This window comes from Roseicyclus persicicus (assembly GCF_012395815.1).
Taxonomy (GTDB): Bacteria; Pseudomonadota; Alphaproteobacteria; order Rhodobacterales; family Rhodobacteraceae; genus Roseicyclus; species Roseicyclus persicicus.
Genome location: NZ_JAAZQQ010000002.1, coordinates 266,882 through 289,624, shown reverse-complemented (window position 1 = coordinate 289,624; position 22,743 = coordinate 266,882). Strand labels below are relative to the sequence as shown.

The 22,743-nt window shown below is 70.7% G+C and carries 24 protein-coding genes; 10 read left to right on the top strand and 14 right to left on the bottom strand.

The genetic code is table 11. The features are described from left to right. The first annotated feature begins 17 nt into the window (after positions 1 to 17). A complete protein-coding gene (locus tag HCU73_RS06650; RefSeq protein ID WP_168622650.1) occupies positions 18 to 464 on the top strand; it encodes an NUDIX domain-containing protein in 447 nt (148 codons plus the stop codon). Here the strand turns inward: HCU73_RS06650 and HCU73_RS06645 are convergent. From HCU73_RS06645 to HCU73_RS06630, 4 genes are read right to left on the bottom strand one after another with little or no spacing between them, the layout of a single operon-like run. After that, positions 434 to 1,300: a DMT family transporter gene (locus HCU73_RS06645; RefSeq protein ID WP_168622649.1), complete on the bottom strand. Its 867-nt coding sequence runs from the start codon at positions 1,298 to 1,300 to the stop codon at positions 434 to 436. The two genes, HCU73_RS06650 and HCU73_RS06645, sit on opposite strands and share 31 nt — an antisense overlap. After that, a complete protein-coding gene (locus HCU73_RS06640) occupies positions 1,297 to 2,430 on the bottom strand; it encodes an alpha-D-ribose 1-methylphosphonate 5-triphosphate diphosphatase (protein WP_168622648.1) in 1,134 nt (377 codons plus the stop codon). The genes HCU73_RS06645 and HCU73_RS06640 overlap by 4 nt, the downstream gene beginning before the upstream one ends. Continuing rightward, entirely contained in the window at positions 2,423 to 3,379 is a 957-nt protein-coding gene (locus HCU73_RS06635; protein ID WP_338052010.1) for an NAD(P)-dependent oxidoreductase, read from the bottom strand. The genes HCU73_RS06640 and HCU73_RS06635 overlap by 8 nt, the downstream gene beginning before the upstream one ends. Then, positions 3,336 to 4,478 carry a DUF8173 domain-containing protein gene (locus HCU73_RS06630; RefSeq protein WP_168622646.1) on the bottom strand — a complete coding sequence of 381 codons (1,143 nt, stop codon included), beginning with the start codon at positions 4,476 to 4,478 and terminating at the stop codon, positions 3,336 to 3,338. The genes HCU73_RS06635 and HCU73_RS06630 overlap by 44 nt, the downstream gene beginning before the upstream one ends. A gap of 148 nt (positions 4,479 to 4,626) precedes the next feature. Between HCU73_RS06630 and HCU73_RS06625 the strand changes: the two genes are divergently transcribed. Continuing rightward, entirely contained in the window at positions 4,627 to 5,019 is a 393-nt protein-coding gene (locus HCU73_RS06625; protein ID WP_168622645.1) for an ACT domain-containing protein, read from the top strand. 54 nt (positions 5,020 to 5,073) lie between these two features. Here the strand turns inward: HCU73_RS06625 and groL are convergent, their stop codons facing one another. Both groL and HCU73_RS06615 read right to left on the bottom strand, forming a co-directional pair. Then, complete coding sequence (gene groL / locus HCU73_RS06620; protein ID WP_168622644.1) at positions 5,074 to 6,705, bottom strand: chaperonin GroEL; 1,632 nt, start codon at positions 6,703 to 6,705, stop codon at positions 5,074 to 5,076. Between the two features lie 55 nt (positions 6,706 to 6,760). Then, complete coding sequence (locus HCU73_RS06615; RefSeq protein WP_168622643.1) at positions 6,761 to 7,072, bottom strand: co-chaperone GroES; 312 nt, start codon at positions 7,070 to 7,072, stop codon at positions 6,761 to 6,763. A 236-nt stretch (positions 7,073 to 7,308) separates the two neighbouring features. Here HCU73_RS06615 and HCU73_RS06610 point away from each other — a divergent pair, with 236 nt between their 5' ends. The 7 genes from HCU73_RS06610 (at position 7,309) to HCU73_RS06580 (ending at position 14,647) form a co-directional block, all read left to right on the top strand. After that, a complete protein-coding gene (locus tag HCU73_RS06610) occupies positions 7,309 to 9,192 on the top strand; it encodes a Hint domain-containing protein (RefSeq protein ID WP_168622642.1) in 1,884 nt (627 codons plus the stop codon). Between the two features lie 101 nt (positions 9,193 to 9,293). Further along, positions 9,294 to 10,217, top strand: coding sequence for a manganese-dependent inorganic pyrophosphatase (locus HCU73_RS06605; RefSeq protein WP_168622641.1), 924 nt, complete (start codon positions 9,294 to 9,296; stop codon positions 10,215 to 10,217). Between the two features lie 410 nt (positions 10,218 to 10,627). Next, positions 10,628 to 11,500, top strand: coding sequence for a TIGR01459 family HAD-type hydrolase (locus HCU73_RS06600; protein WP_168622640.1), 873 nt, complete (start codon positions 10,628 to 10,630; stop codon positions 11,498 to 11,500). Positions 11,501 to 11,744: 244 nt separating this feature from the next. Continuing rightward, a complete protein-coding gene (locus tag HCU73_RS06595; RefSeq protein WP_168622639.1) occupies positions 11,745 to 12,188 on the top strand; it encodes a MaoC family dehydratase in 444 nt (147 codons plus the stop codon). A 46-nt stretch (positions 12,189 to 12,234) separates the two neighbouring features. Next, positions 12,235 to 13,161, top strand: coding sequence for a bifunctional riboflavin kinase/FAD synthetase (locus HCU73_RS06590; protein WP_168622638.1), 927 nt, complete (start codon positions 12,235 to 12,237; stop codon positions 13,159 to 13,161). After that, entirely contained in the window at positions 13,158 to 13,604 is a 447-nt protein-coding gene (locus tag HCU73_RS06585) for a YcgN family cysteine cluster protein (RefSeq protein WP_168622637.1), read from the top strand. Before HCU73_RS06590 ends, HCU73_RS06585 begins: the two co-directional genes overlap by 4 nt. Next, on the top strand, positions 13,601 to 14,647 hold the full coding sequence (locus HCU73_RS06580; RefSeq protein ID WP_168622636.1) for a beta-eliminating lyase-related protein: 1,047 nt from the start codon (positions 13,601 to 13,603) through the stop codon (positions 14,645 to 14,647). The genes HCU73_RS06585 and HCU73_RS06580 overlap by 4 nt, the downstream gene beginning before the upstream one ends. A gap of 72 nt (positions 14,648 to 14,719) precedes the next feature. On the opposite strand, the gene HCU73_RS06575 is transcribed toward HCU73_RS06580, so the two are convergent. Next, the gene (locus HCU73_RS06575) at positions 14,720 to 15,487 is read right to left on the bottom strand and encodes an alpha/beta fold hydrolase (protein ID WP_168622635.1); all 768 of its coding nucleotides are present in this window, start codon (positions 15,485 to 15,487) and stop codon (positions 14,720 to 14,722) included. After that, on the bottom strand, positions 15,484 to 16,086 hold the full coding sequence (locus HCU73_RS06570) for a 2-hydroxychromene-2-carboxylate isomerase (RefSeq protein ID WP_168622634.1): 603 nt from the start codon (positions 16,084 to 16,086) through the stop codon (positions 15,484 to 15,486). The genes HCU73_RS06575 and HCU73_RS06570 overlap by 4 nt, the downstream gene beginning before the upstream one ends. 113 nt (positions 16,087 to 16,199) lie before the next feature. Here HCU73_RS06570 and HCU73_RS06565 point away from each other — a divergent pair, with 113 nt between their 5' ends. Continuing rightward, entirely contained in the window at positions 16,200 to 17,228 is a 1,029-nt protein-coding gene (locus HCU73_RS06565) for a ribose-phosphate pyrophosphokinase (RefSeq protein ID WP_168622633.1), read from the top strand. A 43-nt stretch (positions 17,229 to 17,271) separates the two neighbouring features. Here the strand turns inward: HCU73_RS06565 and HCU73_RS06560 are convergent, their stop codons facing one another. From HCU73_RS06560 to HCU73_RS06535, 6 genes are all read right to left on the bottom strand, one after another. Continuing rightward, positions 17,272 to 17,622, bottom strand: coding sequence for an H-type lectin domain-containing protein (locus HCU73_RS06560; protein WP_168623237.1), 351 nt, complete (start codon positions 17,620 to 17,622; stop codon positions 17,272 to 17,274). 156 nt (positions 17,623 to 17,778) lie between these two features. Then, positions 17,779 to 18,195 (bottom strand): F0F1 ATP synthase subunit epsilon, encoded by a 417-nt coding sequence (locus tag HCU73_RS06555; RefSeq protein WP_168622632.1) that lies wholly within the window; start codon positions 18,193 to 18,195, stop codon positions 17,779 to 17,781. Between the two features lie 10 nt (positions 18,196 to 18,205). Continuing rightward, a complete protein-coding gene (atpD, locus tag HCU73_RS06550) occupies positions 18,206 to 19,630 on the bottom strand; it encodes a F0F1 ATP synthase subunit beta (RefSeq protein WP_168622631.1) in 1,425 nt (474 codons plus the stop codon). An 18-nt stretch (positions 19,631 to 19,648) separates the two neighbouring features. Beyond that, the gene (locus HCU73_RS06545; RefSeq protein ID WP_168622630.1) at positions 19,649 to 20,527 is read right to left on the bottom strand and encodes a F0F1 ATP synthase subunit gamma; all 879 of its coding nucleotides are present in this window, start codon (positions 20,525 to 20,527) and stop codon (positions 19,649 to 19,651) included. Positions 20,528 to 20,539: 12 nt separating this feature from the next. Next, positions 20,540 to 22,078, bottom strand: coding sequence for a F0F1 ATP synthase subunit alpha (atpA, locus tag HCU73_RS06540; RefSeq protein ID WP_168622629.1), 1,539 nt, complete (start codon positions 22,076 to 22,078; stop codon positions 20,540 to 20,542). A 1-nt stretch (position 22,079) separates the two neighbouring features. Continuing rightward, positions 22,080 to 22,640: a F0F1 ATP synthase subunit delta gene (locus HCU73_RS06535; protein WP_168622628.1), complete on the bottom strand. Its 561-nt coding sequence runs from the start codon at positions 22,638 to 22,640 to the stop codon at positions 22,080 to 22,082. Between the last annotated feature and the right edge of the window lie 103 nt (positions 22,641 to 22,743).

The window sequence follows — 22,743 nt, the reverse complement described above, 5'->3', positions numbered from 1 at the left end:
ACGCCACTGTCGCGCCCATGTCGACGCCCCGCATCCGCCTCGCCGTCCGCGGCCTCCTGCTGGTCGAGAACCGGCTTCTGCTCGTCAACGCCTGGGGCGGGGGCAAGAGCGATCTCCTTTGCGCGCCCGGCGGCGGGGTCGAGCCGCACAGCTCGCTGCCCGACAACCTGGTGCGCGAGTTCCACGAGGAAACCGGCCTGACCGTGGCCGTGGGCGCGCCCTGCCTCGTCAACGAGTTCCACGCGCCCGGTCACGGCTTCCACCAGGTCGACATCTATTTCCGCGTCACGCTGCTGGCCGGCGACCCGACCGCGCCCTGGACCGACCCCGAGGGCATCGTCACCGAGCGCCACCTGATCGCGCGCCAGGACATGGGCCGCTACCGCTACAAGCCCGACAGCCTGCCCGACGTGGCCTGGTCCGACATCATCTACTACGACGCGCTGGAACCCCTGGTGCGCTGAGGCATCAGCCCCCAGGCGATCCCGCCCAGCACCAGCGCGCCGGCGGCCAGCATCCTGAGGCCCGGCGCCTCGGCCAGCAGCACAGCCCCGCCCAGCGCCGCGATCACCGGCACCGACAGCTGCACCAGCCCCGCGACCGAGGCCCCGAGCCGCGGCAGCACCGCGTACCAGAGCGCATAGCCCAGCCCCGAGGTCACCGCGCCCGAGATGACCGCCAGCGCAAGGCCCAGCGCCGTCGCGTCGTTCGCCGTCGCGCCCCCGGTCTGCACCAGCACGGCGAGGAAACAGGCGGCCGTCGCCCAGACGAAGGCCGCCCCGGTGTCGCCCAGCGGGTCCGCCGAGCCGCGCCCGAGGAGCGAGTAGACCCCCCATCCCGCCGCCGCCGCCCCCATGGCGGCAACCGCCCAGAGGGGTGCGGCCACGTCGCCCCCCGGCCAGACCAGCCAGCCGAGCCCCGCCAGCGCCAGCCCCGCCCCGACCCAGCGCCGCGCCGGCGGGCGTTCACCCAGCGCCAGCGCGCCCGCGAACATCGTCACCTGCACACCGCCGAACAGGATCAGCGCGCCGAGGCCGGCATCCATGGCGAGGTAGGCCAGCGAAAAGCCCACCAGATAGGTGGTCAGCATCAGCCCGCCGAGCGCCCGGCGCGGCTCCAGCAGCGGGACGCGCGCGTGGCGGAGGCGCAGGAGCAGCACCAGCACCGCCGCGCCCGCCACCGCGCGGACCAGCGCGAAGTCGAGCGCGCCGATCTCCCCCGCCCCCACTGCGGCCCGGTTCAGCACGGAATTGGCCGCGAAGGCGACCATGACGAGGGCGGTCAGCCCGATCAGCCTCATGCCAGCATCCTCGCGGCCAGCGCGCCCGACAGGAACGAGACCCGCCCGCCGCAGATGGTGCCCTCGACGCGGCCCGACGGGCCAAGGAGAGCGAGGTCCGCGCGCAGCCCCGGCGCGATCCGCCCGCGGTCGTCCCAGCCCATCAGCCGCGCGGGCCCCCCGGACACGAGTCGCCACGCGGCGGCCCAGCCCATGCGGTCGCCCAGCTTCGCCGCGGCGCGGACAAGCGTGGGGTAGTGGTAGTCCGACACCAGCGCATCGACGAGCCCCGCCTCGACCAGCCGCTCGGCCGGCACCTTGCCGCTGTGCGAGCCGCCCCGCACCACGTTGGGCGCGCCCATGATCACCGGCTCGCCCGCCGCCTTCGCCGCCTCGGCGGCGGCCAGCGTCTCGGGAAACTCGCAGATATCGGCCCCAAGCGCCCGATACTTGGCCCGATCCTCCGCGGTGTGGTCGTCATGGCTGCCCATCCGCACGCCCCGGGCCGCCAGCCGCGTCGCCAGCGAAGCGAGCGCGTCGATCACGCCCGGCCCCCGCTCGTGCAGTGACCTGAGCAGGGCGGCATGGGCCTCGGGCGAGCGCCCGGCCTTCAGCGCCTGCCCGGTCAGGCCCGGGGGGCGCTTGCCCGCCGCCAGCTCCTTGTGCGGCAGGTGGTCGTTCCAGACGACATAGGTCACGCCCGCCCGCGCCACGAGATCGGCCAGCGCGTCGAAGCTGTCGGTCATGTGCGTCTCCACCCGCAGCTGCAGGTGCAGGTCGGTCAGCGTGTCCGCGCCCGCCAGCGTCTCGGCCAGCACGGCGGAGAACTCGGGGCTGCGCATCCCGCCCTCCCAGCTCCAGAACTGGGCGAGGACGGCGGTGGTGATCCCGCTCGCCCCGCATTCGGCGTCGAGGCCCGCCAGACCCGCGGCGGGCGTGTCGACGGCGCCGCGGCGGGGCGCCATGTGGCGCTCGAACCCGTCGCCGTGCAGGTCGACGATGCCGGGCAGGATGCGGTAGCCGGTCAGATCGATCTCGCGCCCGCCACCTTCGACGATCAGGCCCCCGGCAATCGACAGCGCCTCGCGCGCGAAGCCCTCCGGCAACAGGATTTCGGCCCCGGTGAAGCGGAGCGGCGGCAGGTCAGGCATCGCGGTACGCCCGGCGCATGATCGCCGCGATGTCGTCGCCCGCCAGCCCGTCGTCCATCGCCCCGGCAAGGATCGCGGCGAAGGCGTCGAGCGTCGGGGCCGCCACCCCGGCCTCGGCAGCGACGCGGCGAAAGACGGCGTTGTCCTTGGCCACGCCGCTGACCGGAAAACCGACGCTCGGATCGTCCCCGAGGATGCGGGGCACCCGGTCGCGCACCATCGGCAGGCCGGCGGGGCCGCCGCAGAGGATCGTCAGCGCGGTCTCGAGCGGCAGGCCCGCGCGGGCCGCGATCCGCAGCTGTTCGACGAGGCCCGCCGTGTAGCTCTGCATCAGCGCGTTGTTCACGGTCTTCATCACCAGGCCCGTGCCGAGCGGCCCGACGTGGAAGATGCGGGCCGACAGGGGCGCCAGCGCCGCCTCGGCGCGGGCCGCGGCCTCGGGCGTGCCGCCGATGAAGACGCCACAGGTGCCCGCCGCGACCATCTCGGGCCCGCCCGAGACCGGCGCGTCGACCAGCATGGCCCCGGCGCGGGCGAAGCGGTCGGCGCGGGACGTGACGTGGCCGGGCACGACGGTGCTGGTGTCGGCGACCAGCCGGCCCGACAGGTCCATGTCCAGCAGCCGGTCCAGCATCTCGGCCACGGCGGCATCGTCGAAAAGGCTGAGCACGAGCACGTCGGAGACCGCGACCAACGCCGCGAGATCGGGCGCGGCGGGCACCCTGTCGACGGCGCGGCCGCTGCGGGTCCAGCCGGTCACGGGAACGCCCTGCGCGACGAAGCGCGCCGCCATCGCGGCCCCCATCCGGCCCAGCCCGATCACCCCGATCCTGTCCATGCGCAGCCCCCTGTCCGGTCGCGGCGGACCTTGGCACGGGGCCGCGCGGGCGGCAACCGCCCGGGGCTCAGGCGGCGCGCGCCTCGCGGGTGTGCAGCGCGATGGCGCCAAGCCCGCCGAGCGACAGCGCGAGGACGACGAGCCAGCCGAGAAGCGGGATCAGCCCGATCAGCCCCGCGACGAAGGCCCCCAGCGCAGCGAGCGCGGCCTTCTGCACCACGCCCTCGGGCGCGGCGTTGCCGAAGCGGAGCCAGAGACCGACGCCAAGGATGTAGCTGCCGAGCACGTAGCCCGCGTAGCCGGCAAGCCCCGCCGCCAGCAGGAAGGCCGGCAGGAGCGGCAGGCCGATCAGGGTGAGGGCGAGGACGAAGCCCGCGCCGACCAGCGTGGACAGGAGCAGGAACCCCGCCCCGAGGCTGCGGCCGGGGCGCGCCAGCGCGGTCTCGCGCCAGTGGGCGACGCGGTCGGGCGCGACGGCCACGGCGGCGGTTGCGAGTGCGGCGACGACCAGCACGCTGACCAGGAAGCCCAGCACCGCGCTGCGCACGGCGCTCCGGCGCACGTCGGTGAGCGAGGGGCCGACATCGCCGCGGAACTCGGCCATCTCGCGCTCCTCCACGCGCTCGGGCGGAGCGACGAAGGCGGGCACGGCAAGGGCGCCCGGTTCCTCGACGTAGAGGATCAGGCGGCCGTCGACGCGGGCGTCGCGGCCCCAGTCGATCTCGTCGGCCGACAGCATCAGGTCGCCCGCCACCGGGGCGTCGAGCCGCAGCTCCCGCGCGGCGACCAGCGCCGAGCCTGCGACGGCGCCGGTGATCTCGGCCTCCTGCGCGAAGAGGCGCAGGTTGCCGCCGACGGCGCCCGCGACGGTGACCTCGGCGCCAAACAGGGTCGCGGCGCCCGGCAGGTCGGCGCGGACGGTGACGGCGTAGCCCGCGGCGTAGAGGGCGCCGCCGGGGGCGGCCTCGACCTCGACCCGGCGGCCGGCAAGATGCATGGCGCCACCGGCGGGGGCGGTCAGCTCCAGCACCTCGCCCGCGGCGAAAAGGTCGCCCTCGGTCGCGGTGTCGAGGCGCAGGTCGTCGCCCGCGGCGTAGCTGTCGCCGCCGAAGGTCAGGCGGGCGGTGTCGTCGACCTCCTGCGCCGGCGCGGGCAGCGCGGCGAGGGCGGCGGCGAGGGCAAGCGCAAGGGTAAGTCCGGCGGTGCGCATGGGACGGTCTCCTGTCCGGGGCATGGGGTCGGGATGGCCGCAATCTGGCGGCGCGGCGGCGGGGCCGCATTGACCGGCCGCAACAGCGGGCTTGCCGGCGGCGCGCCGGTGCGGACAGGATGGCCCGGCCCGAACCGGGGAGGACGCCATGCCCGATATCGCCCGCAGCGCCGCCGAGATGATCGGCGGCATGTCGCCCGAGTTGATGCCGGAGACCTGGGTCTTCGCCAGCATCCCCGACCCCGAGCTGGCCGAGCGGCTGTACCCGCATTCGCTGGCAAGTTTCGCGGAAGCCGAGGGCACGTCGATGATCCTGCCGGTCTGGGCGGCCGAGGGGCTGGCGATGCGGCAGATCACCCTGACGGTGCACTCGGCGCTGGACGGGGTGGGCTTGACCGCGGCGGTGTCTGGCGCGCTGGCCGCGGCAGGCATCCCCTGCAACATGGTGGCGGCGTTCCACCACGACCACGTCTTCGTCCCCGAGGCGATGGCAGAACGTGCGCTGGAGGTGCTCCACGCCCTGCAGGCGGGCGCGCAATAGAAAAGGGGCCGCGCAAGGCGGCCCCTTTCCGGGATCTCGTCAGGACGGGCCTGATTACATCATGCCGCCCATGTCGGGCATGCCGCCGCCGGCGGGCTCGTCCTTCTTCGGCTTGTCGGCCACCATCGCCTCGGTGGTGATGAGCAGGCCGGCGACCGAGGCCGCATCCTGCAGCGCGGTGCGCACCACCTTGGCCGGGTCGATCACGCCGAACTTGAACATGTCGCCATATTCCTCGGTCTGCGCGTTGAAGCCGAACTTCAGGTCGTTCGATTCGCGGATCTTGCCCGCGACGACCGAGCCGTCGACGCCCGCGTTGTCCGCGATCTGGCGCAGCGGGGCCTCGAGGGCGCGACGGACGATGGCGATGCCGGCGTCCTGGTCGGGGTTGTCGCCCTTGACGCCGCTCAGCGACTTGGCGCCCTGAACCAGGGCCACGCCGCCGCCGACCACGATGCCTTCCTGCACCGCGGCGCGGGTCGCGTTCAGCGCGTCATCGACGCGGTCCTTGCGCTCCTTCACCTCGACCTCGGTCATGCCGCCGACGCGGATGACGGCGACGCCACCGGCGAGCTTGGCCACGCGCTCCTGCAGCTTCTCGCGGTCGTAGTCCGAGGTGGTTTCCTCGATCTGCTGGCGGATCTGCGAGACGCGGGCCTCGATCTCGGCCTTCTCGCCGTTGCCGTCGACGATCGTGGTGTCATCCTTCTTGATGACGACCTTCTTGGCGCGGCCGAGCATGTCGAGCGTGACGCTCTCCAGCTTCATGCCGAGGTCTTCCGAGATCACCTGGCCGCCGGTCAGGATCGCGATGTCCTGCAGCATGGCCTTGCGACGGTCACCGAAGCCCGGCGCCTTGACGGCGGCGATCTTGAGGCCGCCGCGCAGCTTGTTGACCACCAGGGTGGCCAGCGCCTCGCCCTCGACGTCCTCGGCGATGATCAGCAGCGGCTTGCCCGACTGGATCACCGACTCGAGCAGCGGGACCATCGGCTGCAGCGACGAGAGCTTCTTCTCGTGCAGCAGGATGAACACGTCTTCCAGCTCGACGGCCATCTTGTCGGGGTTGGTCACGAAGTAGGGCGACAGGTAGCCGCGGTCGAACTGCATGCCTTCCACGACTTCGACGTCGGTCTCGAGGCCCTTGTTCTCCTCGACGGTGATGACGCCGTCGTTGCCGACCTTCTGCATCGCGTCGGCGATCATGCGGCCGATCTGGACCTCGCCGTTGGCGGAGATGGTGCCGACCTGCGCGACCTCGTCGCTGTCGGTCACGTCGCGGGCGGCGGCCTTGATGTGCTCGATGACCTTGCTGACGGCGAGATCGATGCCGCGCTTGAGGTCCATCGGGTTCATGCCGGCCGCGACCGACTTCATGCCTTCCTTGACGATGGCCTGGGCCAGAACCGTCGCGGTGGTGGTGCCGTCGCCGGCCTCGTCATTGGTGCGCGAGGCGACTTCCTTCACCATCTGCGCGCCCATGTTCTCGAACTTGTCCTCGAGCTCGATCTCCTTGGCGACCGACACACCGTCCTTGGTGATGCGGGGCGCGCCGAAGCTCTTCTCGATCACGACGTTGCGGCCCTTCGGGCCGAGGGTCACCTTCACCGCGTCGGCGAGGATGTTGACGCCGCGCAGCATACGGTTGCGGGCATCGGTGGAAAACTTGACGTCCTTAGCAGCCATCTCTGATAGCTCCCTTCACATGTATCTTGTGTCTGGTGGTTCGGCCTGGGCCGGATCAGGCGGCCTTGGCGGCCTTGGCGCCTTCGATGATGCCGAGGATGTCCGACTCCTTCATGATCAGGAGCTCCTCGCCATCGATGGTGACCTCGGTGCCCGACCACTTGCCGAACAGGATGCGGTCGCCGGCCTTGACGGCCATCTCGATCAGCTCACCGGAATCCTTGCGCGCGCCGGGGCCGCAGGCGATCACTTCGCCCTCGGACGGCTTTTCCTTGGCGCTGTCGGGGATGATCAGACCGCCCTTGGTCTTCTCGTCGGACTGGATACGGCGGACCAGAACACGGTCGTGCAGCGGTTTGAATGCCATCTCTCGAACTCTCCTCTCGGGTTCGGTTATGTCTGTGCCGTTAGCACTCGGCGTTGGCGAGTGCTAGCAGCGGGGACATAGGCAGGCCGCGCCGGACTGTCAACGGGGCAGGTGCCGCCACCGGCGCCGAAACCGGGCACCCCCTATGAAATGGGGCGATTTGGTGTCATGATGCCGGCCAAGCGCGGAACCACCCGAAAAACGAGCCGCGCACGAGGCAGGACGACGCAGCGCCCATGGCGACGATCAACGGAGGCTCCGGCAACGACCGGCTGACCGGCACGTCCGGCAACGACGAGATCAACGGTCTCGGCGGCAACGACCGGATATCGGGCCGCGACGGCAACGACACCCTGCGCGGCGGCGCGGGCAACGACGAGCTGAACGGGGACGCCGGCAACGACCTGCTGGACGGCGGCACCGGCGACGACAAGCTGGACGGCGGCGACGGCAACGACACGCTTCTGGGTGGCGCGGGCAACGACGACCTCAAGGGCGGCGCCGGCAACGACAGCATCGACGGCGGCGACGGCAACGACGACATCGACGGCGAGGACGGGAACGACACGCTGCTCGGCGGGGCCGGCGTGGACAAGATCGACGGCGGCCATGGCAACGACCTGATCGACGGCGGCGCGGGCGACGACGAGCTCGACGGCGAGCACGGCGACGACACCATCTTCGGCGGCGACGGCAACGACCAGATCGACGGCGACCACGGCAAGGACGCGATCTACGGCGGGGCCGGCAACGACACCATCGACGGCGGCCACGACGATGATTTCATCGACGGCGGCGACGGCAACGACGTGCTGGAGGGCGACCACGGCGACGACACCATCCTCGGCGGCGCGGGCAACGACGAGATCGACGCCGGGCACGGCGACGACTTCGTCGAGGGCGGCGACGGCGACGACACCATCGAGGGCGACCACGGCGACGACACGCTGGAGGCGGGCGCGGGCGACGACCTTGTCGAGGGCGACAAGGGCGACGACCAGATCTTCGGCGACGACGGCAACGACACGCTGGACGGCGGCGACGACGACGACCTGATCGACGGCGGCACCGGCGACGACCTGATCCTCGGCGACAAGGGCGACGATTCCCTGTTCGGCGCGGCCGGCAACGACACCCTCGACGGCGGCGACGGCGACAACTGGCTGTCGGGCGGCGCGGGCGACGACCTGCTGATCACCAGCAACAAGGGGGCGGACACCATCGTGTTCGGCCCCGGCTTCGGGAACGACACGGTCGACGGCTTCGACCCCGAGACCGATTCCATCTATGTCGGGAACATCCCGCTCGAGGACGTGATCCTGACGCCGACGTCGAACCCCGATCTCTGGGTCCTCACGGTCAAGGGAAAGCCCGGCATTTCCCTGACCATCGACCTCAACGGCAATTCGTCGAACGGCCTGACCGCGCAGGACCTGCTGGACCGGGTGATCACCGACGCGGACGCGACGATCCCCGACAACCCCTACGATGTTCCGATCTGCCTGACGGCGCGGGTGCGCGTCACCACCGCGCGCGGGCAGGTTCCGGCTGCGAGGTTGCGGGCCGGTGACCTGGTGCGGACGCTCGACGCCGGCTGGCAGCCGGTGCGGGCGGTGCTGCGCCACACCGTGCCCGCACACGAGATGCCCGGCAACAAGGCCCTGCGCCCGGTCACGATCCCGGCCGGGGCCTTCGGCGGCGGCCTGCCGCACGCCGAGATGAAGGTCTCGCGCCAGCACGCCTTCCTCGCCGCCGACACGCGCCCCGGCGGGGGCGAGGTGCTGATCCGCGCCGCGCATCTGGCCGAGGACCTGGGCTGCGCCGATCTCGGCCCCGAGGCCCCGGGGCGCTCGGCGACCTATGTCCACCTGCTGCTCGACGCCCACCACCTGATCGAGGCCGAGGGCGTCTGGACCGAGACCATCTTCACCGGGCCGCAGGCCATCGCCTCGGACCCGCTCTTGGCGCTGATGCTGGCGGAGCGGACGCTGCCCGAGATGCGGGAGCGCGCCCGCCCGCTCCTGCTGCGGCGGGACCTGCGGGCCTGGTCGAGCTACCGCATCGGGGTTCCCGCGACCGGGACCGACACGGGTGCGACGCCGCCGCGCCGGGCCGCCTGACCGGCCGCCGGGCTTCCGCGACCGCCTGACCCCGTGACACCGCCCCCGCCGTTTGCTAAGCGGCCCGCGATCCGACGCACCGATCGCCAAAAGGGTTCCGCATGTCCACGCTCGTCTTCGGCCACAAATCCCCCGACACCGATTCCACCGGCTCGCCCATCATCTGGGCCTGGTACCTGACCGAGGTCAAAGGCGAGGCCGCCGAGCCCGTCCTGCTGGGCGAACCCAACACCGAGGCCGCCTTCATGCTGGCCCGCTGGAACCTGCCCAAGCCGCGCATCATCGACGGCGTCGAGGCCGGCCAGCCGGTGGTGATCGTCGACACCAACAACCCCGCCGAGCTGCCCGAGGGCATCAACGCCGCCGACATCCGCGCCATCATCGACCACCACAAGCTGGTCGGCGGGCTGGAGACCAAGGGCCCGATCGACATCCGCATCGAGCCGCTCGCCTGCACCGCCACGCTGATGCGCAAGATGATGGGCGACGACCTGGCCCGCGCGCCCGAGGCCGTGAAGGGCGCGATGCTGTCCTGCATCCTGTCCGACACGCTGGAGTTCCGCTCGCCCACCACCACACCCGAGGACCGCGCCGTGGCCGAGGCGCTGGCCGCCGACCTCGGCGTCGACATCCCGTCCTACGCCGCCGAGATGTTCGCGGCGAAATCCGACGTGTCGGCCTTCTCGGATGCGGAACTGCTGCGGATGGACAGCAAGACCTACGAGGTGGGCGGCAAGACCTTCCGCGTGAGCGTGCTGGAAACCACCTCGCCCGAGACCGTGCTGGCGCGCAAGGACAGCCTCGTCGCCGCCATGCCCAAGGTCGCCGAAGAGGACGGCGCCGACCAGGTGCTGCTGTTCGTCGTCGACATCCTGCGCGAGCAGTCGACGCTGCTGGTGCCGAACGCGCTGGTCAAGCAGGTCGCGGAAAAGAGCTTCGCCACGCTCTGCGGCGACGCCGACACCGTGGTGCTGCCGGGCGTCGTCAGCCGGAAGAAGCAGATCATCCCGAACCTCGCGCTCTGAGGCCGGGCCACGCGGACCGGGACAGGGGCGGCCTTTTCGGGCCGCCCTTTTCCTTTGCGCGCGACCCCGCCGGCATCCCGGCCCCGGTGCGCGCAGGCAGACGCAGGATAGCGGATCCCGACCGCTTCGCCCGCTCCCGCATCGCGCCCTGACCGGACGGCGCGCCGCCACCGAGGTGCCCCTGCCATCTTTGCTTCCGAAATACTCCGGGGGAGGCGCGGCCCTGCAGGGGCCGCGGCGGGGGCAGCGCCCCCCTGCCCCAGCCCCAGCCGCGCGCATCGCCTGTCAGGGAGATGCGATTTTTCGTACGAAAAATCGCGCCCGGGCGACGCCGCAGGCGGCGCAATCCCTCGACGCCCCGCGCACGACCGCCTAAACCGCCCCTGACCCCAGCACAGGAGCGCGCGCCCATGACCCGCATCATCGACAGCCTCGCCGAGATCTCCGAGCGCTACGACGCGCTGTTCTGCGACCTCTGGGGCTGCGTCCATGACGGCGTCCGCGCCTTTCCGGCTGCGGTCGAGGCGCTCCGGGCCTTCAAGGCGCAGGGCGGCGCCGTGGTGCTGCTGACCAACGCGCCCCGGCCGCGGGCAAGCGTGGCGAAGCAGCTCGACCGGCTGGGCGTGCCCGAGGATTGCTGGGACGTGATCGCCACCTCGGGCGACAGCGCGCGGGCGGCGATGTTCGAGGGCGTGGTCGGCCGCCGCGTCTGGCACATCGGCGAGGCGCACGACGCCCCCTTCTTCGAGAAGATGCAGCTGCTGGAACACCCGGTCGAGATCGAGCGCGTGGAGCTGGCCGAGGCCGAGGGCATCGTCTGCACCGGCCCCTTCGACCCCCATGCCGACCCCGCCGTGATGCGGCCGCAGTTCCTGCTGGCCAAGACCCGCGGCCTGAAGCTCCTCTGCGCAAACCCCGACATCGTGGTCGACCGCGGCGAGACGCGGGAATGGTGCGCCGGCGCGCTGGCGCAGCTCTATGCCGAGATGGGCGGCGAGAGCCTCTATTTCGGCAAGCCGCACCCGCCGATCTACGACCTCGCGCGGCGCCGGCTGCAGCAGATCGGCCGGCCGGTGTCCGACGACCGCATCCTGGCCGTGGGCGACGGCATCCGCACCGACGTGCTGGGCGGCATGGGCGAGAACATCGACACGCTGTTCATCACCGGCGGCCTCGCGCGGGAGGAGACCGGGACGGCGGAGCAGCCCGATCCCGCAAAGCTCGCGCGGTTCCTGACCGACGCGGAGCTGGAGCCGAGCTACTGCATCGGGATGCTGCGCTGAGAGGGGTTTCGCCGCCCGCGGGCGGCGACCGGGGGGCGGGCCGAGGCCCGCCCTACGGCGATGGGCGGGCGTCGCGTCCTGGGGTGAGCGTGCTCCCGAAGGGCGTATTTGAGGAAAGATGAAGGAGGGGCTGCGCAACATAGTTGCGGCATTTGCGGTTTTTCACGCAGCTTTGTTTCTTTCTGCATTGCAGAATACCCCCGGAATCGCGTAGAAGGGCGGCAGGATGCAGCAGGAGCCCCCCATGCTCGACAACATCATGACCGGCACGATCGTCATCGAGGATCTCGAGATCGGGATGAAGCGGTCGCTTCAGAAGCTGATCACCGACCATGACATCGAGCTCTTCGCGCAGGTCTCGACCGACCGGAACCCGGTGCACCTGGACGACGACTACGCGCGCGACACGATCTTCGAGGGGCGCATCGCGCACGGGATGCTGACCGCGGGGCTGATCTCGGCCGTGATCGGCGAGCAGCTGCCGGGGCATGGCACGGTCTACCTGGGCCAGACGCTGAAGTTCATGGCCCCCGTGCGGCCGGGCGACATGGTCCATGCCGAGGTCGAGGTGATGGAGATCGACCATTCCCGTCGCCGGGTGACGCTGGCGACCCATTGCAAGGTCGGCAACACCGTCGTCCTCAAGGGCGAGGCCGTGGTGCTGGCCCCGTCGCGCAAGTTCGACTGACGCCGCCCGCTTGCGCATCGCCGCGGGGGCGGCTACGCCCTGCGCCATGCGGATCCTGCGCGACCCCCAGTATACCCGTCCCCAAGACCGCGGCGCGAGTGCCGCGATCGGGAATTTCGACGGCGTCCACCGCGGCCACCGGCATGTGATCGGCCTGGCGCGACGGCCGGGCGTGCCGCTGGGCGTCGTCACCTTCGAGCCGCATCCGCGGGAGCATTTTGCCCCCGACGCGCCGCCCTTCCGGCTGATGAACGCGGCCGCGCGGGCGCACCGGCTGGAAAAGCTGGGGGTGGAGGTGCTGGCCGAGCTGCCCTTCGACGCGCGGCTGGCGGGGCTGTCGGCCGAGGCCTTCGCGCGCGACGTGCTGGCGGGGGGGCTGGGCCTGTCCCACGTTGTCGTGGGCGCGGATTTCTGTTTCGGCCAGGGGCGGCAGGGAACCGCCGCGATGCTGCGGGAGTTCGGGGCGCGCTACGGGTTCGAGGTCACGGTGGCCGAGCTGCTGACGGCCGAGGCCGGCGCCGTATCCTCGACCGCGATCCGGGCCGCGCTGTCCGAGGGGCGGCCGCGCGAGGCCGCCGACATGCTGGGCCACTGGCACCGGATCGAGGGGCCGGTGCTGCATGGCGACAAGCGGGGGCGCGAGCTGGGCTATCCGACCGCGAACATGGGGCTGCAGGGGCTGCATGTGCCGAAGCTGGGCGTCTATGCCGTGCTGGTCGACGTGCTGGAGGGGCCGCACAAGGGCACCTACAAGGGGGTCGCGAACCTTGGCATCCGGCCGATGTTCGAGCGGCAGACGCCGAACCTCGAGACCTTCCTGTTCGACTTCAAGGGCGACCTCTACGGCTGCCCGCTGTCGGTGGGGCTGGTCGAGTACCTGCGCGGCGAGGCGAAGTTCGACGGGCTGCCCACGCTGATCGCGCAGATGGACCGCGACAGCGCCGCCGCGCGCGAGGCGCTGGCACGGTCATGAGGGAGCGGTTCTGGGAGCGCGTGCCGATGGCGCGGATGACCCCCGAGGAGTGGGAGGCGCTCTGCGACGGCTGCGGCAAGTGCTGCCTGAACAAGCTGGAGGACGAGGAGACGGGCGAGGTGGCGCTGACCCGCGTGGCCTGCCGCCTCCTCGACGACGAGACCTGCCGCTGCGGGCAATACGCGATCCGCAAGACGCTGGTGCCGGAATGCATCCGGCTGACGCCCGAGACCATGGGCGATGTCGCCTATTTCATGCCCCGGACCTGCGCCTATCGCCTACTGCACGAGGGTAAGCCGCTGTTCTGGTGGCACCCGCTGGTGTCGGGCGACCCGGAAACGGTGCACACCGCCGGGGTCAGCGTGCGCGGCCTTTCGGTGCCCGAATTCGAGGTGCCGGAGGAGGAGTGGGAAGACTACATCATCGAGGAGCCGGGGACGTGATCTTTGCCAGCGACAACACCGGGCCGGTGCATCCGAAGATCATGGCCGCCGTGATGGCGGCGAATGACGGCTACGCCATGCCCTACGGCAACGACGACGTGACGCGGGCCGCGCGCGACGCGGTGCGGGCGCTGTTCGAGGCGCCGGACGCGGCGGTGGAGTTCGTGGCGACGGGCAGCGTGGCGAACGCGCTGGCGCTGGCCTGCCTCGCCAAGCCCTGGGACGGGGTGTTCTGCCACCGCATCGCCCATGTCGAGGAGGACGAGTGCGGCGCGCCGGATTTCTACTCGGGCGCCAAGACGATCCTGATCGACGGGGCGGACGCGAAGTTCTCGCCCGAGGCGCTGGAGGCGGCGATCCAGCAGTGCCTCGCCCGCGGGGTGCATGGCGCGCAGCCGGGGCCGGTCACGATCACCAACGTGACCGAGCGCGGGACGGTCTACACCCTGCCCGAGATCCGGGCGCTGGTGGAGGTGGCCCGCGCGCATGGGCTGCCGGTGCATCTGGACGGGGCGCGGTTCGCCAATGCCTGCGCGGCGCTGGGGTGCAGCCCGGCCGAGATGACGTGGAAGGCGGGCGTCGATGCCGTCAGCTTCGGGGGCACCAAGAACGGCTGCATGGGGGTCGAGGCGGTGATCCTGTTCGACCCCGCCAAGGGGCGCGAGCTGGAGCTGCGGCGCAAGCGCGGCGGGCACCTGTTCTCGAAACACCGCTACCTGTCGGCGCAGATGGCGGCCTATGTCGCGGACGACCTGTGGCTGGAGATGGCGCAGGCGGCCAATGCGCGGACGGCGCAGCTGGTGCAGGGGCTGGCGCGGGTCGACGGCGCGCGGGTCTGCCACCCGGCGGCGGGGAACCTGGCCTTTATCGACCTGCCGCGGGCGGCCCATGCGCGGGCTTTCGCGGCGGGGGCGCAGTATTACCTGTTCGGGGGCACGGTCGAGGACGGGGCGCCCGAGGCGCCGCTGCGCTGCCGGATCGTGTGCGACTGGGCCAAGCCGGCCGAGGACGTGGAGCGGTTGCTGGCGGCCTGGGCGGGGTAGCGTTTTCCTCGAGGAAAACGCACGGGAAACCTGGAGGTTTCCCGTGCGGAAAACCCGGGTTTTCCGCTTGGCTCAGGACAGCAGGCCCCGGATCTCGGCCGCGACCTCGGCCGGGTGGGTGATCGGCGCCATGTGGCCCGCGCCGGGGATGACGGCGCGGCGGGCCTGCGGGATCGCGGCGGCGAGGGCCGACTGGATCTCGGCGACGACCGCGGGCGAACGCTCGCCCTCGATCAGCAGCACGGGACAGGCGAGCCCCGGCAGGCGCGGCAACAGGCCGGCGCTGTCCTCCTCCAGCGCCGGCGCGCTGGCCGGCACCACCCAGATGCGGTCGATCATGTAGCGCCGCTGCGCCTCGGGCATGGCATCGAGCGGGACGCCGCCGCCCCATGCGGACAGGAACAGGCGGGCGGCGGCCTCGGTGTCGCCGGCCTCGACCAGCGGGTCTATGCCCGCCATCGCGGCGCGGTGGGCGTGCCAGCCGGGGCTGCCCCGGGTGGCGGGGAACAGGACGGGTTCGATCAGCGTGAGGCTCGCCACGCGGGCCGGGTGATCGAGCGCGAGGCGGAGCGCGACGGTCGCGCCGAAGCTGTGGCCGACGAGGTGGCAGGGCGCGGCGGGCAGATGGGCCTCGGCCAGCGCGGTGCACTGGTCATGGTAGTCGGCGCGCGGGTCGCGGGCGGGGCCGCGGCCGTGACCGACCATGTCAGGCGCCGTCAGCGTCAGCCGGTCCGCCAGCGCGCGCGCCACGCCGTCCCACGCCCCGGAATGGGCGAGGGAGCAGTGCAGCAGCAGGGCGGCATCGCCCCCCTGCCCCCAGCGGCGGGCGAACCCCGTCACAGCTTGCCGGACAGGAACAGGTCCAGATCCTCGATGCGGTCCTGGCCCCAGAACTTCTCGGTGCCGTCGACGATATAGAAGGGCGCGCCGAAGACGCCGGCGGTCACCGCCTCCTCGCTGTTGCGGACGTACTGGTCGGCGCCGGCCAGCATCGCCATGCCGGCCAGCCCGCGGTCGAAGCCCGCGGCGGCGAGGCAGTCGGCGATGACGTCGTCCTCGGCGATGTCGCGGCGGTCACGCCAGACCGCGCCGGTGAATTCATGCACCAGCTGGCCGAGATCGCCGCCGCCCGCGCCGATGGCGGCGATGAAGGCGTAGGACGAGGGCGCCGCGTTCACCGCGCGGAACGGCGGGTCGAGGTCGAGCGGCAGGCCGTATTTCTTCGACTGGCGGTGCAGTTCCTGCAGGCGGTAGTCGAGGCGCGCGGGGTGCCGGTCCTTGACCGCGAGGCCGCCGGTGCGGGGGAAGATGCCGCCGGTCAGGTCGATCGGCTTGTAGGCGATCGTCGCGCCGTGGCGGGCGGCGACCTCCTCCATCCGGGTGCCCGCGAGGTAGGTGTAGGGCGATACGGTCGAGAAGTAGTAGTCGATGTGGGCCATGCTGGCGCCTCTCCCCTTTTCGGCTTTGCGCGGAGCCTAGACGGGTGCTAGGGGGTGTCAACATCCGCCCGAGGGGACCGGGCGGGACGGCTGCCACGAGGGACACCATCACCATGCCTGCACAAGACCCGAAACTCATTTCCGGGAACGCCAACCGCGCGCTTGCCGAGGCGATCTCGCGCCGGATGTCGATGCACCGGGGGATGCAGGTGGGGCTGGTCGACGCGCGGGTGGAGCGGTTCAACGACGGCGAGATCTTCGTCGAGGTGTTCGAGAACGTCCGCGGCGAGGACATGTTCATCATCCAGCCGACGTCCAAGCCCGCCAACGACAACCTGATGGAACTGCTGATCATCACCGACGCGCTGCGGCGGTCGTCGGCGGCGCGGATCACCGCGGTGATCCCCTATTTCGGCTATGCCCGGCAGGACCGGCGGACCAAGGCGCGCACGCCGATCTCGGCCAAGCTGGTGGCCAACATGATGGTCACGGCGGGGATCGAGCGGGTGCTGACGCTGGACCTGCACGCGGCCCAGATCCAGGGCTTCTTCGACATCCCGGTGGACAACCTCTATGCCTCGCCGGTCTTCGCGCTGGACATCCTGCACCAGTTCAACGGCGACATGTCGGACGTGATGGTGATCTCGCCCGACGTGGGCGGCGTGGCCCGCGCGCGGGAGCTTGCCACCCGGATCGGCGCGCCGCTCGCCATCGTGGACAAGCGCCGCGAGAAGGCGGGCGAGGTCGCGGGGATGACCGTGATCGGCGACGTTTCCGGCCATAAATGCGTGATCGTCGACGACATCTGCGACACCGCCGGCACGCTGTGCAAGGCGGCCGACGTGCTGATGGAGGCCGGCGCGACCGAGGTCCATGCCTACACCTCGCACGGCGTTCTGTCGGGGCCGGCGGTGGAGCGGATCACGGGGTCGGTCCTGAAATCGCTGGTCATCACCGACACGATCGAGGCCACCGCGGCGGCCAAGGCCTGCCCCAACATCCGCGTGGTGCCGACGGCGCCGATGTTCGCGCAGGCGATCGTGAACATCTGGAACGGCACCAGCGTGTCGTCGCTGTTCGACACCGCGTCGCTGGTGCCGATCTACGAGGGCCTGTATCCCAAGGGCATGTGGGGGCGGTAAACGCCCATCACCCCGGGGCGCGTGATGGCGGGCGGTGCCCCGCTCAGGCGATGTCCCAGTCGTCGGCGGCCCGGAGCTCGCCCAGCGCCATCCAGTCGGCGCGGATGCGGGCGACGCGGCTGTCGCCCCAGGTGCGGAACACTAGGCTGAACCCCTCGGGCGTGATGTCCTCGGCGCGGAGGTCGGCGCGCTGGTTGGTGTCGCCGCCGGTGTCCCACATCGAGATGCCCACCTGCACCAGCGGCGCGGCGCGGAACGGCTCGGAAAAGCGCACCGGGCGGCGCGCCTCGCGCGGGCCGTCGCCCGTCCACATCGGGCCGTTCTCCTCGAAATCGCTGAACAGCACGAGGGACCCCTGCTCGGCCCCGATCAGGTGATGGCTCAGGCGCTTCATGCGGTTGGTCGTGCCCATCTTGTGGGAGCCCGCCGGCTCCGGTCTCCTGCCTCTGTGGCGGAGTGATACCGGGAAATCCGGCGGAAACACCATGAAAAAGACCCCCGCGGGCGGGCCGCGGGGGTCACTCTGTCGTCATGTCGCCCCGGCGGGGCGTCAGCCCATGATGTGGCCCTTTGCGGCCTCCATGTCGGCCAGCAGCTTGGCCGCCGAATCGGCGACGCCCTGCGGCTGGTCCGCGGCGCGGGCCTTGTCGTGGGCCTCGCGGGCCTCGGCGATGAAGCCGTCCATCATCTCGGCGGTCACTTCGCTGACCGGCAGGGCGCGCTCGGCCAGCACGGTGACCGAGGGGCCCGCCACGTCGGCGAAGCCGCCGGTGACGAAATACGCCGTCTCGGCCCCGCCGTCGGCGCCCTCGACCTTGAGGACACCGGGGCGCAGCGTGGTGATGAGCGGCGCGTGATCGGCCATCGCCGTCATGTCCCCGTCGGCGCCGGGGATCTGCACGGCATCCACCGCCATCGAGGCGAGACGCCGTTCGGGCGAGACCAGATCGAACTGAAGCTTAGCCATGACGGCCCCCTTACGCGGCCTCGGCCGCCATGCGTTCCGCCTTGGCGATCACCTCGTCGATGCCGCCGACCATGTAGAAGGCGGCCTCGGGCAGGTGGTCGTACTCGCCGGCGACCACGGCCTTGAAGGACGAGATCGTGACGTCGAGCGGCACCTGCACCCCGTCCGAGCCGGTGAACACCTTGGCCACGTCGAAGGGCTGGCTGAGGAAGCGCTGGATCTTCCGGGCGCGGGCCACGGTCAGCTTGTCCTCTTCCGACAGTTCGTCCATCCCGAGGATCGCGATGATGTCCTGCAGCGACTTGTAGCGCTGGAGGATCCCCTGCACGTCACGGGCGACCTGGTAGTGCTCCTCGCCGAGGATCTGGGGGTCCATCAGGCGCGAGGTGGAGTCGAGCGGGTCCACGGCCGGGTAGATGCCAAGCTCGGAGATCGCGCGCGACAGCACGGTCGTGGCGTCGAGGTGGGCGAAGGTGGTGGCCGGCGCGGGGTCGGTAAGGTCGTCCGCGGGCACGTAGACGGCCTGGATCGAGGTGATCGAGCCGGCCTTGGTCGAGGTGATGCGCTCCTGCATCGCGCCCATGTCGGTGGCCAGCGTCGGCTGGTAGCCCACGGCCGAGGGGATCCGGCCCAGAAGCGCCGACACCTCGGAGCCCGCCTGCGTGAAGCGGAAGATGTTGTCGACGAAGAACAGCACGTCGGTGCCCGACTGGTCGCGGAACTGTTCGGCCAGCGTCAGGCCGGTCAGCGCGACGCGGGCGCGGGCGCCCGGGGGCTCGTTCATCTGGCCGTAGACCAGCGCCACCTGGCTTTCCGACAGGTTGTCGGGCTTGATCACGTTGGATTCGATCATCTCGTGGTAGAGGTCGTTCCCCTCACGGGTCCGCTCGCCCACGCCGGCGAACACGGAGAAGCCCGAGTGCACCTTGGCGATGTTGTTGATCAGTTCCATGATCAGAACCGTCTTGCCCACGCCGGCGCCGCCGAACAGGCCGATCTTGCCGCCCTTGGCGTAGGGGGCCAGCAGGTCCACGACCTTGATGCCGGTCACGAGGATCTCGGACTCGGTCGACTGGTCGTTGAACTCGGGCGCGGGCTGGTGGATGGCGCGGTATTCGTCTGCGACGACCGGCCCGCCCTCGTCCACGGGCTCGCCGACCACGTTCAGGATGCGGCCGAGCGTGGCGTTGCCCACGGGCACCATGATCGGGCCGCCGGTGTCGGTGACCTTCTGGCCGCGGACCAGACCCTCGGTCGCGTCCATGGCGATGGTCCGCACGGTGCCCTCGCCGAGGTGCTGGGCGACCTCGAGCACGAGGCGCTTGCCGCCGTTGTCGGTTTCCAGCGCGTTCAGGATCTCGGGCAGATGGTCGTCGAACTGCACGTCGACGACGGCGCCGATGACCTGGGTGATTTTTCCGACTGCATTTGCCATGTGTCGTGTCTCCGGTTCTTAGAGCGCTTCGGCGCCCGAGATGATTTCGATCAGCTCGTTGGTGATGACGGCCTGACGCGAACGGTTGAATTCGATGGTGAGGCGCTCGATCATGTCGCCCGCGTTGCGGGTCGCGTTGTCCATCGCGGACATGCGCGCGCCCTGCTCCGAGGCGGCGTTCTCCAGCAGCGCGGTGAAGATCTGGGTCGCCACGCCGCGCGGCAGCAGGTCCTCGAGCACCGCCTCTTCGGAGGGCTCGTAGTCGTACTGCGCCCCGCCCTCCTCGGCGCCCTCGGGGGCGTCGAACTGGGCCGGGATGATCTGCGTCGCGGTCGGAACCTGGCTGATCACCGACTGGAAGCGGTTGTAGAAGATCGTCGCGACGTCGAATTCCCCGGCGTCGAAGCGGCCAAGCACGTCGCGCGCGATGTCGGCGGCGTTGGAATAGCCGAGGCGCTTGACGTCGCTCAGGTCGATATGTCCGACGATCTTGTCGGCATAGTCGCGCCGGAGCTGCTCACGCCCCTTCTTGCCGACGGTCAGGATCTTGACCGTCTTGCCGTCGCGCAGCAGCGCGGCGATCCGGGTGCGGGCCAGGCGCACGATCGTCGAGTTGAAGCCCCCGCAGAGGCCCCGCTCGGCGGTCATGACGACCAGCAGGTGCACGTCGGACTTGCCCGTCCCGGCGAGAAGCCGCGGCGCGCCTTCGGCATTGCCGACGGCGCGGGCGAGGCCGCCCATGACGGCCTCCATCTTCTCGGCGTAGGGGCGCGCCATCTCCGCCGCTTCCTGCGCACGGCGCAGTTTCGCGGCGGCGACCATCTGCATCGCCTTGGTGATCTTTCGGGTCGACTTGACCGACCCGATCCTGTTCTTGAGGTCCTTGAGACTGGGCATCGCTCAAATCCCTCAGGCGAAATCGGCGGCGTATTCGTCGATCACGGCCTTGAGCTTGTCGGCGGCATCCCCCTTGATCTTGGGGTCGGCGGTGGTGATCCAGTCGAGCACGTCCTGCTTCTTGGTGCGCAGGAAGGTGACGAGGCCCCGCTCGAAGCGGCCAACGGCCGAGACCGGCAGCTTGTCGAGGTAGCCCGAGATGCCGGCGAAGATGACGCAGACGATTTCCGCGTTGGTCAGCGGCGAATACTGCGGCTGCTTCATCAGCTCGGTCAGGCGCGCGCCGCGGTTCAGCAGGCGCTGGGTGGCGGCGTCGAGGTCGGAACCGAACTGTGCGAAGGCCGCCATCTCGCGGTACTGCGCCAGCTCCAGCTTCACCGAGCCCGCGACCGACTTCATCGCGTTGGTCTGGGCCGAGGAGCCCACGCGCGACACCGACAGACCGGTGTTCACGGCCGGGCGGATGCCCTGGAAGAACAGTTCGGTCTCGAGGAAGATCTGGCCGTCGGTGATCGAGATCACGTTGGTCGGGATGAAGGCCGACACGTCGCCGCCCTGGGTTTCGATGACCGGCAGCGCGGTCAGCGAGCCCGAGCCGTTGTCCTCGTTCAGCTTGGCCGACCGCTCCAGCAGGCGGGAGTGCAGGTAGAACACGTCGCCCGGATAGGCTTCGCGGCCCGGCGGGCGGCGCAGCAGCAGCGACATCTGACGGTAGGCCACGGCCTGCTTGGACAGGTCATCGTAGATGATCAGGGCATGACGGCCGTTGTCGCGGAAGTATTCCGCCATCGCGGTCGCGGCGTAGGGGGCGAGGAACTGCATCGGCGCGGGGTCCGAGGCGGTCGCGGCGACGACGATGGAGTATTCCATCGCGCCGGTTTCCTCGAGCTTCTTCACCAGCTGCGCCACGGTGGACCGCTTCTGGCCCACGGCGACGTAGACGCAGTAGAGCTTCTTGCTCTCGTCGCTGCCGGCGCGCTCGTTGTAGACCTTCTGGTTCAGGATGGTGTCGAGCGCCACGGCGGTCTTGCCGGTCTGGCGGTCGCCGATGATCAGCTCGCGCTGGCCGCGGCCGATCGGGATCATGGCGTCGATGGCCTTGAGGCCGGTCGCCATCGGCTCGTGCACCGACTTGCGCGGGATGATGCCGGGGGCCTTCACGTCCGCGATGCGGCGCTCGGTGGCCGCGATCGGGCCCTTGCCGTCCAGCGGGTTGCCGAGGCCGTCGACCACGCGGCCGAGCAGCGCGTCACCGGCGGGCACGTCCACGATGGACTTGGTCCGCTTGACGGTGTCGCCTTCCTTGATGTCCCGGTCCGAGCCGAAGATCACGACGCCGACGTTGTCGGCTTCGAGGTTCAGCGCCATGCCGCGGATGCCGCCGGGGAATTCCACCATCTCGCCGGCCTGCACGTTGTCGAGGCCGTAGACGCGGGCGATCCCGTCCCCGACCGACAGCACGCGGCCGACCTCGGCCACTTCGGCGTCCTGGCCGAAATTCTTGATCTGGTCCTTGAGGATCGCAGAGATTTCTGCAGCTTGGATCGCCATGTTAACCGACCTCTTTCATCGTGTTCTGGAGTGCGTTGAGCTTGGACTTGATCGAGGTGTCGATCATCGTCGAGCCAACCTTGACGACAAGACCGCCGATGAGGCTTTCATCCACGGTCGCATTGAGAATGACATCGCGGCCGACGGTGGCGGCCAGAACCTTGGCCAGCTTGTCGGACTGCGTCTTGGTCAGCGCCTTGGCCGACACCACCTCGGCGGTGACCTCGCCCTTGTGGGCCGAGATCTTCTCGCGCAGCGTGCGCAGCAGCGCGGGCAGCACGAACAGACGGCGCTTGGACGCCATCAGCTGCAGGGTGTTGCCGGTGACGGGGTTCAGCGCCATCGCCGCGGCCAGCTTGCCCATCGCCGCGGAGGTCGCCTCGCGCCCGTAGAGCGGCGAGGTGATGACGTCGCGCAGGTCGGCGCTGGCGGCCAGTGCGGCCTCCAGGGTGCCCACATCGGCCTCGAGCGCGGCCAGAGCGCCCTCTTCTTCGGCGAGGTCGAACATCGCGGTCGCATAGCGGGCGGCGATGCCGGTCGAGATTGAAGCAGGTTCGCTCACGTCCACCCTTTCTCACATAGGTAGCCCGGGCAGGGCGCGGGCGCGCCCCCGGGCAAGTCGCGTCTCGGCAGCGGATGGCAGCCGTATTCCGTTAAATCGCGGG